11 protein-coding genes and 1 riboswitch are annotated in these 11,603 nt (G+C 37.8%); all 11 genes read left to right on the forward strand.

Features of this window, described 5'->3' with window-relative positions; all coding sequences use genetic code 11:
- Nucleotides 1-309: 309 nt before the first annotated feature.
- Nucleotides 310-1,407, forward strand: a complete 1,098-nt coding sequence (locus GLW08_RS17105; RefSeq protein ID WP_272917098.1) for a D-alanyl-D-alanine carboxypeptidase family protein — start codon at nucleotides 310-312, stop codon at nucleotides 1,405-1,407.
- A complete protein-coding gene (locus GLW08_RS17110; RefSeq protein WP_160849868.1) occupies nucleotides 1,408-1,995 on the forward strand; it encodes a nucleoside recognition domain-containing protein in 588 nt (195 codons plus the stop codon).
- Nucleotides 1,995-2,528 (forward strand): spore maturation protein, encoded by a 534-nt coding sequence (locus GLW08_RS17115; protein WP_160849869.1) that lies wholly within the window; start codon nucleotides 1,995-1,997, stop codon nucleotides 2,526-2,528. The genes GLW08_RS17110 and GLW08_RS17115 overlap by 1 nt, the downstream gene beginning before the upstream one ends.
- Nucleotides 2,529-3,107: 579 nt before the next feature.
- Nucleotides 3,108-3,848 (forward strand): pseudouridine synthase, encoded by a 741-nt coding sequence (locus GLW08_RS17120; protein WP_160849870.1) that lies wholly within the window; start codon nucleotides 3,108-3,110, stop codon nucleotides 3,846-3,848.
- A gap of 56 nt (nucleotides 3,849-3,904) precedes the next feature.
- Entirely contained in the window at nucleotides 3,905-4,462 is a 558-nt protein-coding gene (resA, locus tag GLW08_RS17125; protein WP_160849871.1) for a thiol-disulfide oxidoreductase ResA, read from the forward strand.
- Nucleotides 4,463-4,489: 27 nt separating this feature from the next.
- Nucleotides 4,490-6,124 carry a cytochrome c biogenesis protein ResB gene (gene resB, locus GLW08_RS17130; protein ID WP_160849872.1) on the forward strand — a complete coding sequence of 545 codons (1,635 nt, stop codon included), beginning with the start codon at nucleotides 4,490-4,492 and terminating at the stop codon, nucleotides 6,122-6,124.
- 52 nt (nucleotides 6,125-6,176) lie between these two features.
- On the forward strand, nucleotides 6,177-7,373 hold the full coding sequence (gene ccsA, locus GLW08_RS17135) for a cytochrome c biogenesis protein CcsA (RefSeq protein ID WP_160849873.1): 1,197 nt from the start codon (nucleotides 6,177-6,179) through the stop codon (nucleotides 7,371-7,373).
- A 120-nt stretch (nucleotides 7,374-7,493) separates the two neighbouring features.
- Nucleotides 7,494-8,216, forward strand: a complete 723-nt coding sequence (locus tag GLW08_RS17140) for a response regulator transcription factor (protein ID WP_160849874.1) — start codon at nucleotides 7,494-7,496, stop codon at nucleotides 8,214-8,216.
- Nucleotides 8,216-9,991, forward strand: a complete 1,776-nt coding sequence (locus GLW08_RS17145) for an ATP-binding protein (RefSeq protein ID WP_160849875.1) — start codon at nucleotides 8,216-8,218, stop codon at nucleotides 9,989-9,991. Before GLW08_RS17140 ends, GLW08_RS17145 begins: the two co-directional genes overlap by 1 nt.
- 95 nt (nucleotides 9,992-10,086) lie before the next feature.
- Nucleotides 10,087-10,269: riboswitch (cobalamin riboswitch) on the forward strand.
- Nucleotides 10,270-10,563: 294 nt separating this feature from the next.
- Nucleotides 10,564-10,986, forward strand: a complete 423-nt coding sequence (locus tag GLW08_RS17150; RefSeq protein WP_160849876.1) for a DUF4430 domain-containing protein — start codon at nucleotides 10,564-10,566, stop codon at nucleotides 10,984-10,986.
- Nucleotides 10,987-10,990: 4 nt separating this feature from the next.
- Entirely contained in the window at nucleotides 10,991-11,557 is a 567-nt protein-coding gene (locus GLW08_RS17155; RefSeq protein ID WP_160849877.1) for an ECF transporter S component, read from the forward strand.
- Nucleotides 11,558-11,603 lie beyond the last annotated feature (46 nt).

Raw genomic sequence — 11,603 nt, forward strand, 5'->3', positions numbered from 1 at the left:
TTGGGCTCGAGGAGGCTTGCCAGCTCGCCGGCAGGACGCGAGTTGTTCCACGGCCACCTTTATTCTAACTAAATCTACGGGTACATCGATCTTTCTGTGCGATCACCAAATTTATCTCAACTTCAAGTCTTCAAGATTATGCCTCGATTACTGAATAACAACATAAAGGAGTATTTAATGATTGAGGTTGGTTTAGAAAATAAAATAGAAATTTGATAGTTAATGGAGCGGGGTTTTTACATCTAACTATCATATGCCCGTCCTTCCTGCATATGTTAGTACAAAGATTAATGAATGGAGGACCCTCCCTTGAGATTGAAGTGGCTTATGATTATTCTATTATGTTTGCTAATAGTACATACACCGATAATGAGTTACGCAAGTCCTGGTGTGTCAGCGCGAAATGCAGTTCTTATGGAGCAATCTACTGGACGAGTCTTGTTCGAGAAACAGGCGCATAATAAAGAAAAAATAGCTAGTATAACCAAGATTATGACAGCAATTGTAGCAATTGAATCTGGAATGCTAGAAGATACTGTGAAAGTGTCAAAACGTGCAGTTTATGAGGAAGGTTCGTCAGTTTACTTAGAACAAGGCGAAAAAATGAAGCTAAAAGATTTGGTATATGGGCTCATGCTACGGTCGGGTAATGACGCTGCGACAGCTATTGCGGAACATGTAGGAGGTAGTTTAGAAGGTTTCGTTTTTTTGATGAACCAAAAGGCTGCATGGATTGGGATGGAAAATTCCCATTTTGCTAATCCTCATGGATTGGATGCGGAAGATCATTATTCTACAGCCTATGATATGGCTCTCCTTACTCGGTATGCTATGAATAACGAGGTATTTAGAAAAGTTTCAAGTACAACAACCTATAAAGCAGAATCTCGAACGTATGCTTGGGGCAACAAAAATAAAATGTTAACTAAATATTATGCTCATAGTACTGGTGGTAAAACAGGATATACAAAAGCTGCAGGAAGAACGCTAGTGAGTACTGCTGAGAAGGATGGTATGGAGTTAATCATGGTAACACTTAATGCACCTGATGACTGGAATGACCATCGAAGTATGTTTGAGTGGGGATATGAAACGTATGATCTGCGAGAGATTCAAGAAAAAGGGGGATTACAGTTAGAAGAACAACATAACGAGGGCGCTTCCGGTTACTTATGGGAACCTGTGATTGTTCCTCTTACCAAAGAAGAAGCGGCCAAAATTGAAGAAATAACCTACACGTTAAAACCTAATAATTTAGAATCAATTCATACAGTTCTAGGAAAAGCAGTTTATCAATTAAATGGTAAAGAAATTGTAGAGGTATCGGTGATGGCTGAGCCAGCAAAAGTACAATCCTTTTGGGAGGATACAGTAGAAGTATTTAAACGAATGTTAGGAGTATATTAAATGGTTAACATCATATGGGTGATGATGGCTGTAATTGGGATTCTATACGCTATGTTTAATGGAACCATGTCCGATGTGAATAAAGCATTATTTGAGAGTGCTGATGACGCTGTCATGCTATCGATTAGCTTAATTAGTGTGTTGGTGTTTTGGATTGGATTAATGAAAATTGCAGAAGCATCTGGATTATTAGAAGGAATGGCGAAATTGTTCCGTCCCATTATTACTAGGCTTTTTCCAGACATACCTCCGAATCACCCAGCTATGGGTTACATTTTATCAAATGTATCAGCTAATATGTTTGGTCTTGGAAATGCAGCTACTCCTATGGGAATCAAGGCTATGCAGGAAATGAAAGAACTTAACCCTTCAGAAGAGGCAAGCCGTTCTATGATCACATTCTTAGCGATAAATACGTCTAGTGTTACCTTAATTCCGACAACAGTTATTGCCATACGCATGAAATACGAATCAATAGCTCCAACAGAAATTGTTGCGACTACCATTATTGCAACGTTAATCTCTACGTTTGGCGCTGTATTAGTTGATAGGTTATTTTATTCCTTACGATCAAGGAGGGGACAGTAATGGGGATAATCACAACTGTGAGTACATGGATAATTCCGTGTATCATATTGCTAGTATTACTTGTAGGTACGTGGAAAAGAGTCCCAACTTACGAAACGTTTGTGGAGGGTGGAAAAGAAGGGGTGAAGTTGGCCTTTTCTCTCCTCCCTTTTTTATTAGGTATGATGGTTGCTATTGCCATTTTTCGAGCATCAGGAGCAATGGAAGCATTTGTTTCTTTATTAAGTCCTTTATTAGGCTTAATAGGTGTACCTTCTGAAATTGTTCCGCTAGCTTTAGTTCGTCCTATTTCTGGAACAGCTGCATTGGGTATGACTACAGAATTAATTGGCACCTATGGACCCGATTCTTTTATAGGTAGACTTGCTTCTACAATGCAGGGTAGTACGGATACGACATTGTATATCATTACAGTGTATTTTGGTGCGGTTGGTATAAAGCGAATGGGAGATGCTCTAAAAGTTGGACTAATAGCTGATTTTATTGGTATAATTGCTTCAATAATAGTAGTTTCGATTGTTTTCGGTGGTTAAAAGCGTTACCATAATTATGGTATCATGTTTACTTTATCTTTCTTTTTAGCCTTGCTGTCTTTGTGTAAGCCTTGCCAATAGGTAAGTGTTCTTCACGCTTTCAGAAAAACTAAATCGTTTGAAAGGGAGTAAATATAAGCGCAATTAGAACTCTGTCTGCGCCTAAGGCTTGCCATTTGGCAAGTTTTCTTTATTGTATAGGAAACTAAAAAAATGTTGGCTTGTGTATAACTTAATATGTATAGGGGCCACATCCAGCTCCAGCGCCTAGTATGCTTCCCTCGCCTTTGTACGATAAGTTAACATCGAATCACGCATGTTTTCGTGTTTCCTTTATCTCCTACGGAATCAGGTGAAGTTCTGGGTTGAAGGAGGTTCGATTAAGATCGCTGCATCGTGCACCAACATCGAAACTGACCTACATCCTTGTAGGCCCGCCTCACGTAGCAACACCGAACCAAACTACGTCGTGTAGGCCGCAGCATATACGTCGCTAAGCGGGCGCCCTGAGCTTTTGTTCTTGTTTTAGGAATTTTATAACGATAGGGCATGGAATAGATGAATAAGAAGGAGATTAATATGACGAATAATAAAGAGAGATTACAAAAGGTAATAGCTAATAGTGGTGTAACATCTAGAAGAAAAGCAGAACAACTTATTACGGAAGGTAAAGTAAAGGTGAATGGAAAGGTCATTACAGAGCTAGGTACAAAAGTTAACCCTAATGATGATATAGAAGTCAATGGAGTTCCCGTTGAAAAGGAAGCACCTGAATACTATTTATTATATAAGCCACGTGGGGTTATATCCAGTGTGAGCGATGATAAAGGTAGAAAAGTGGTGACAGATTATGTACCTGAAACGGATAAACGTATCTACCCTATCGGAAGGTTAGACTATGACACTTCTGGTTTAATTCTGTTAACGAACGATGGTGGTTTTGCCCAAGAGCTTATGCACCCTAAACATCAAATTGATAAGGTATATGTTGCCAAAGTAAAAGGAATACCATCAAAAGAAGAATTATCTTCTTTAACAAAAGGAGTTCAAGTAGATGGTGAGTATTTAAAAGCTGTTCATCAGCGTGTCATTTCAACAGATCGCAAGAAAAACACAGCTATCATACAACTCACACTACATGAAGGGAAGAACCGTCAAATTCGTCGCATGTTTGAAGCATTAGGCTATCCAATAGATAAATTAAAAAGAGAGCGATATGCATTTTTAACGACCCAAGGATTACAGCCTGGAGACTGTAGAGAATTGACGCCTCATGAGGTTAAGAAACTCAGAAAAGCTGCTGACGAAAATGTTAACTAAATTTTCACAGGTTATTTGCTTCATAAGTGGTATAATGTGCGAGGGGAGTGAGTAGCATGGCAAACAAAACAAACAAAAAGAAAAAAAGACTTATATTTCGGAGCGTGATGCTTACTATTATGCTTGCTGCAGTAGCCTTCGCCTTATACTCTAATTTTACGAAAGACAAGAAAGATATATTGCAAGTTGGTGAAGAAGCACCTAATTTTAAGCTTGAAACAATAAATGTTGAAGGAAAAGAGACATTAACTTTGGATTATTTTGAAGGAAAAGGTGTCATGCTAAATTTCTGGGCAGATTATTGCCCACCTTGTAAAGAGGAAATGCCTTATATGCAGCAACTCTATCCTGAATATAAAAAGAAGGGCGTTGAAATTCTAGCAGTAAACTTAGACCAAGGTGAGTTAGTAGTTGAGAACTTCATTGAAACTCATGATCTTACTTTTCCAATTGTCCAAGATAAGAGTGGACAGGTGATGGAACTGTATGATGTAGGATCTCTTCCTGCAACCTATTTTATTGGTCCAGAAGGTGAAATTGAACATAAAGTAATCGGAGCATTAACATTAGATAAGATTGAAGGTTACTTACAGGAGATTAAACCGGAATCATAAGCATTCACCAGATTGAGAGGTTTTTGTATGAACAAAATTACTTGTGAATGCGGGCATGTGAACCCTGAAGGGACCGTTCTTTGTGAAGCATGTGGGAAACCGATAGAAGGAAACCAACATATAAATGGGAATCAACCAAACAAATTACTTAACATGCGCTACGATGGTAGTGCAAGAAGATCACAGACGTATAATAAAACATTTGTCGATAAAATTTGGAATTTCTTTTCCTCCGTTAAAGTAGGAGTTTGGCTTATTGCATTAACATTAATAGCTTCAGCTATTGGAACCATATTCCCTCAGGAAGCAAATAACCAGTCGCCATTGCCTGCAAACCAGTATTATGAACAGAATTATGGGATTGCTGGGAAAATCTATTATCAGTTAGGATTTCATGATCTATATGGGTCCTGGTGGTATATGATACTTGTAGCTTCCATTGGCATATCACTTGTCATTGCAAGTCTCGATCGATTTGTTCCTTTATATCGAGCGTTAAAGAAGCAAAAGCCAAAACGGCATGAGACGTTTCTTAAACGTCAACGTATATTCGGACAAGCTGAGCAAGCAACAGAGGAAGATAAAAAAGCTCTAGTTCAAGGGTTAAAGAAACAGCGATATAAAGTGTATGAACAAGATGGTCATATTTTAGCAGAGAAAGGTCGCTTTGCTCGTTGGGGTCCTTATGTTAATCATATTGGCTTAATCATCTTTCTTATAGGTACGCTATTACGTTTTGTACCCGCGATGTATATTGATGAAAGTATGTGGGTACGTGAAGGGGAAACTAAACAAATACCTGGTACAGATCGTCAATACTATATTAAAAATGAAGATTTTTTTGTAGAAACATACGATAAAGACGACCCGCGTTATCAAGAGGCCATTAAAGAACAAGGTGGTTCAGTCGTTAAAAACTATCAAACCAATGCGGTTCTTTATGAACGTACAGACGAGGCACTTCCAGGGTCTGAACCTGAATTGAAAAAGATAAAAGAAGGCGCTATTCAGGTCAACCGACCAATCAAAGTAGATCGCTTTGCTCTTTATCAAACAACCTATCAATTAGATGAATTTAAAACGATGACGTTTAAGCTACATGAGAAGGAAGATTCGGAAGAGAAAGAGCTGGATACCTTCACAGTTGATTTAGTAGATCCGAAATCGGAGTATAATCTAGACAATGGAATTCGTGTTAAAGTGGATAGTTATTTCCCAGAGTTTGAAATGCAAAATGGGGAACCTACCTCTGTATCAAAATATCCTAAAAATCCAGCTTTTGTATTCAATATATTCACTCCAGAAAATCCCGACAAACCTGAAGTTAGCTTTGTTGGTATAGGCGCAAATCTCGATCCTAGTGGAGAGAACCAATATAAGGTAGGACTAAAAGACTTTGAAACAAGAGATGTAACGGGCTTAACCATTACCAAAGATTTAACCTTACCTATTTTAGGGCTTGGTGGGCTTATTTTTATGATAGGCGTTATTCAGGGTATGTACTGGAATCATAGACGTATTTGGATTCATCCTCACGATGAAGGTGTTTGGATAGCGGGGCACACGAATAAAAACTGGTTCGGGATTAAGCGTGATCTTGAAAAGATAGTCGATGGTACGAATGTGCCAATGGTTACTGATCAAAATGAACTGAAAGAATAACCTCCTTATTTATGTAGAAAGAATATATTAGGGAGGTTGAGGAGGGTGAAAAATGGAATTAACTACTATTAGTAGTAATTTATTATATGGTGCCTTTATCTTATACTTAATTGCTACGTTCTTTTTCGGAGGTACAATCCGTGCTAAGGGAAAAGAGAAAGTTAGTACAAGATCGGGAAATATCGCAATCACAATTACTGTCATCGGATTTCTATTGCAGGTTGGTTATTTCATAACAAGGTGGATTGTAAGTAAGCATGCACCTGTCAGTAATTTATTTGAATTCACAACTTTCTTTGGTATGATGCTCGTCTTTGCGTTTATTATTATTTATTTTATTTACCGATTAAATTTACTCGGTTTATTTACTTTACCAGTAGCTTTACTAGTTATTGCTTATGCGAGCATGTTTCCACAAGAAATATCTCCATTAATACCAGCACTAAAAACCCATTGGCTATATATTCACGTTACGACGGCAGCAATAGGTGAGGCTATTTTAGCTGTAAGTTTTGCAGCTGGTTTAATCTACTTAATTAAGACGGTAGATCAATCTAAGCTTACGAAAAAGACGTTTTGGTTGGAGTTTGTCATTTATGCACTTTATGCGACAATTGGTTTTGTCGTAATCACATCTGTATTCAGAGGTATTGGATATGATTCGACTTTCCAAATCCCTTCAGAAGTGGAGAATGCTGAACCCACACAGGTTGAATTCACACTTCCTGCTATAACGGGGCCTCATAATGGAGAATTAATTACAAATGGTGCAATGCAACCTTTATTCAACGTACCAGGTTGGATGGAAGACGCTAAAGCCGCCAGTAAGTTGAATACCTTCATCTGGTCGCTACTAAGTGGTCTTATTTTATATGGATTAACTTTATTAATTTTGCGAAAACGAGTGGCTGCTGCTATACAACCATTTTTAACAAAAGTGAATCCTGATTTAGTAGATGAAGTTTCTTATCGGGCTGTAGCAATAGGATTCCCAGTTTTCACGTTGGGGGCTCTGATTTTTGCTATGATTTGGGCGCAACAAGCATGGAACCGTTTCTGGGGCTGGGATCCAAAAGAGGTTTGGGCTCTAATAACGTGGTTGTTTTATGCAGTATTTTTACATCTTAGACTTTCTCAAGGCTGGCAAGGAGAACGTTCAGCTTGGTTAGCAGTAATTGGTTTTGCCATTATTATGTTTAATCTTATTGCTGTAAACTTAGTGATTGCCGGTCTACATTCCTATGCTTAAAGATTGAAAGACAAAAAGGCTACTGATCAATTGATTTGTAGCCTTTCTTTTACACATTGTGATAGAAGACAAGACTAATTACTTAAAAGTGAAAAGATATATCTTAAGGAGGCATTATTCATGGAGCAAGAACAAGGTGGGAAAGTTTTAGTAGTAGATGATGAGGATCGTATCCGTCGATTGATTCGGATGTACTTAGAACGAGAAAATTTTGAAGTTACAGAAGCTGAGGATGGAGACGAAGCACTTCAATATGCATTTGAAGAAGATTTTGATGTCATCTTACTAGACTTAATGATGCCAGGAAAAGATGGGATTGAAGTTTGTCGAGAACTTAGAGAGAAGAAGGCGACTCCTGTGATTATGCTGACCGCTAAAGGGGAAGAAGCCAATCGAGTACAAGGATTTGAAGTTGGAACAGATGACTATATCGTCAAGCCATTTAGTCCAAGAGAAGTAATACTTCGAGTGAAAGCATTATTGCGCAGATCTTCTTCTACAAAATTCTTGCAAACAGATACAAAAACAAAGGATATTTTAGTATTTAATCATTTAACGATTGAAAATGATGCCCATCGAGTAAAAGCTGATGGGAAAGATGTTAGTCTTACCCCTAAAGAATATGAACTGCTATTATTTTTAGCTCAATCTCCTGATAAAGTATTTGATAGAGAAGAATTATTGAAGGAAGTATGGCAATATGAATTCTTTGGAGACTTACGAACGGTGGATACACATGTGAAACGCCTACGAGAGAAGTTGAGTAAGGTTTCCAAAGAAGCAGCTAAAATGATTGTAACTGTTTGGGGTGTAGGGTATAAATTCGAGGTCGTTGGTGAGTAATGTTTTGGCGAAGTGTCGTTGGTAAACTGTGGTTTACCATATTACTTCTCGTATCCTTTGTGTTATTTATTTTAACTGTGTTATTACTAGAATTCTTCGAAAGTTATCATGTTTTTCAAGCTGAACAACGTCTCATGCAAAACGCAAAAAAAGTATCCTCTATTGTAGAAGAATATGAAGATGACCGTAATCTCACATTATCTATTGTAGAGAAGATAGTTGATCCCTCTAGTAGGATTGTTATTGCTTTTAGTGAAGAAGATTATTGGATCTCGAATAGCAAAGAAGAGTCAGTACCTATTATTAATATGGATTGGATTCTTGCAAATGAGGATTTATCTAGTGTATTAAAAGATCAAACAAGTGTTAAACAAGAAGATGTATTACCGAGCTCTAAAACGAATGTAATGATTGTTGGTTATCCACTTGAAAACCAAAAGGGAGCAGTCTTTGTATATCAATCTTTAAAATTTGTAGAGAAGACAACATCTGAAACAACAAAAATCATTTTATTGGGAGCTGGGATAGCCATTATCCTAACTACAATATTTGCTTTCTTCCTATCTACTCGAATAACGTCTCCGCTTATAAAAATGAGAGAGGGAGCGTTTGAACTTGCAAGAGGTGAATTTAACACGAAAATACCAATTTTAACGCATGACGAAATTGGTGAGTTGGCTATAGCATTTAATCGAATGGGGCGACAGCTGAAATATCATATTAATGCTCTTAATCAAGAAAAGGAACAGTTATCAGGTATATTAAGGTCTATGGCTGATGGGGTCATAACATTAAATCGCAAGGGGCATATGCTCGTTACCAATCCGCCTGCAGACCAATTTATTGATGCTTGGTTTTTTGAGAATAAGGAACAGACTCAACAAGAACAAGATATCCTTCCTGAAGAACTGCAAGATATTTTACAAGATGTCATTTCTTTGGAAAAAGAAATTATGACAGAGCTCACTGTACAAGGGAGGAGTTGGGTCGTCATTATGACCCCTCTTTATGATAAGTCTTATGTAAGAGGTGCTGTAGCTGTTATTCGTGATATGACCGAAGAACGTAGATTAGATAAACTACGTAAAGATTTTATCGCAAATGTCTCTCATGAGCTTCGTACACCTATTTCAATGCTCCAGGGGTATAGTGAGGCTATAGTAGATGATGTAGCTGAGACAAAAGAAGATAAAAATGAATTAGCTCAAATTATTTATGATGAATCACTCCGTATGGGAAGACTGGTAAATGAGTTACTTGATTTGGCTCGAATGGAAGCTGGACATATACAATTAAACATGGAACATGTACAGGTGAGGCCATTCGTTGAACGAATTATTAAGAAATTTCAAGCTTTAGCAAATGAACAAGACGTTGAGATTATCTTAAATATGGATGAAGAACTAGATAATGAATGCATTACAGTTGATCCTGATCGGATGGAACAAGTAATGACGAATTTGCTTGATAATGCGATTCGACACACAAACGTAAACAGCAGGGTTGAAGTAAGTGTTTCCGTATCTCATGATTACCTTCAACTATCTGTTACGGACCATGGAGCTGGTATTCCTGATGAGGACTTGCCATTTGTGTTTGAGCGATTTTACAAAGGAGATAAATCTCGTAAGCGGAAAAAAGGGAAAGCTGGTACTGGACTTGGTCTTTCTATCGCGAAAAATATCGTAGAAGCTCATAAAGGGACTATTTCTGTTCATAGTATGATTGATGAAGGAACAACTTTCATCATAAAAATTGCTCGAAAGCACGAATAGGGCTAGGTTTTGCCGAAGAATCTTGTTTCGTATGAAACAGGTTAGATAAAGGAACTTTCTTTTTAAGGGAAGGTATGCTACGATATATTTTAACAACAACATAATATGGATTGGGTGCTCACTCTGTGAGCTGAAAAGGGAATCTGGTTCAAGGCCAGAACTGTCCTCGCAACTGTAAGTGTGTACGAAAAGGGAATCCACTGTATGTAACCATATGGGAAGGCCTCTTAGTAGGAAGATACACAAGTCAGTAGACCTGCCTGATTCAGTGTTTCAAAGCTTCGAGGATTGAGCGTTTGAGATGACCAGATGAAACATGATGATTTCATGCTATATCAGTCGTACTCAAAAAGCTTTCCTAGCTGTAGGAAAGCTTTTTTTTATTGTAAAGAAAGTAATAAGTAGGTGGCTCTTGCATGATCTACCTTTAGCGCCCAGCGCCTAGAAAACTTCTTGCCGCTTGCGCCTTTCTTTATTGTGATTAGCTTGGATGGAATTATGTTATGGCCTATCTTAAGTTCAATCCCCTCCATCAAGGATGGACATTACTTACTAAAAGGGGAGATTAAAAAATGATTAAGTTTATTCGTATGTGGATGGTATCTATTTTAGTAGTCGCCGGCTTGTCAGCATGTGGGCAGGCCGAAGGAGGTAACAGTTCTTCTGAAACAAATTCCAATGAAGAGACTCAACAAGAGACTCAAGAAAAAGTACAGGTGACTATTTCCAAAAATAACGGTGAAGAAACAATAGAGGAAAAAGAACTTTCGATAGAAGCAGGTCAAACAGTCTTTGAAATAATGGATGAAAACTTCAAATTAGAAACAGACAAGAGCGGTGGTTTTATTACAGCCGTTGAAGGTGTGAAAGCAAAGGAAGAGGATAAAATGGCTTGGTTTTATTCTGTTAATGGCAAAGAAGCTGAAGTAGGTGCCAAAGAATATGAATTACAACCTGGTGACACTATTTCGTTTGACATGCATAGCTGGGAGTAAGTAAATGAATATTCGGAAGCTAACCCTAATTGCTTTATTAGCGGCATTAGGCACAGTCGGTCGCTATGCCTTTTCCTATATTCCCAATGTCCAGCCTGTTACTGCATTAATTATTATATGTGGAATTTGGCTAGGTCCCGTAGCAGGTGTAACGCTTGCTGTATTATCAACCATCCTTTCCAACATGTTACTAGGAATGGGGATATGGACGCTCAGTCAAATTATTGCTTGGGCAATTATAGGACTATTGAGCGGGTTATTAGGAAAATACAATGGTAAATTGCCTGTATGGTTTATCGGAATCTTTAGTGGGATTGCAGGTTACTTTTATGGATTTGTGATTTCACTTGCTTACGGTACAATCGGCGATCACTTTTGGCTTTATTATCTAAGAGGAATTCCATTTGACACAAATCATGCTATTGGAAATGTTGCATTCATCATCATTTTATATCCTGTACTCTCCAGGTTGTTTCAGCGTTATGGAAAGGATATAAATCAATCAACGACCTCTTTAATGTATAATAATAGTAACCTTCATAATCATCATAAAGAACGTGGAGTCTCTTGACTTTTTCTTAAATAGTTAGTCTAGCACTTTTTTAGTGCTAGGCTTT

This window comes from Pontibacillus yanchengensis (assembly GCF_009856295.1).
GTDB classification, from domain to species: domain Bacteria; phylum Bacillota; class Bacilli; order Bacillales; family BH030062; genus Pontibacillus; species Pontibacillus yanchengensis_A.

What these genes read in the sequence shown, in the direction of transcription:
- GLW08_RS17110 (WP_160849868.1), top strand. Translation starts at nt 1,408, where the DNA reads ATGGTTAACATCATATGGGTGATGATGGCTGTAATTGGGATTCTATAC.
- GLW08_RS17115 (WP_160849869.1), top strand. Translation starts at nt 1,995, where the DNA reads ATGGGGATAATCACAACTGTGAGTACATGGATAATTCCGTGTATCATA.
- GLW08_RS17120 (WP_160849870.1), top strand. Translation starts at nt 3,108, where the DNA reads ATGACGAATAATAAAGAGAGATTACAAAAGGTAATAGCTAATAGTGGT.
- resA (WP_160849871.1), top strand. Translation starts at nt 3,905, where the DNA reads ATGGCAAACAAAACAAACAAAAAGAAAAAAAGACTTATATTTCGGAGC.
- resB (WP_160849872.1), top strand. Translation starts at nt 4,490, where the DNA reads ATGAACAAAATTACTTGTGAATGCGGGCATGTGAACCCTGAAGGGACC.
- ccsA (WP_160849873.1), top strand. Translation starts at nt 6,177, where the DNA reads ATGGAATTAACTACTATTAGTAGTAATTTATTATATGGTGCCTTTATC.
- GLW08_RS17140 (WP_160849874.1), top strand. Translation starts at nt 7,494, where the DNA reads ATGGAGCAAGAACAAGGTGGGAAAGTTTTAGTAGTAGATGATGAGGAT.
- GLW08_RS17145 (WP_160849875.1), top strand. Translation starts at nt 8,216, where the DNA reads ATGTTTTGGCGAAGTGTCGTTGGTAAACTGTGGTTTACCATATTACTT.
- GLW08_RS17150 (WP_160849876.1), top strand. Translation starts at nt 10,564, where the DNA reads ATGATTAAGTTTATTCGTATGTGGATGGTATCTATTTTAGTAGTCGCC.
- GLW08_RS17155 (WP_160849877.1), top strand. Translation starts at nt 10,991, where the DNA reads ATGAATATTCGGAAGCTAACCCTAATTGCTTTATTAGCGGCATTAGGC.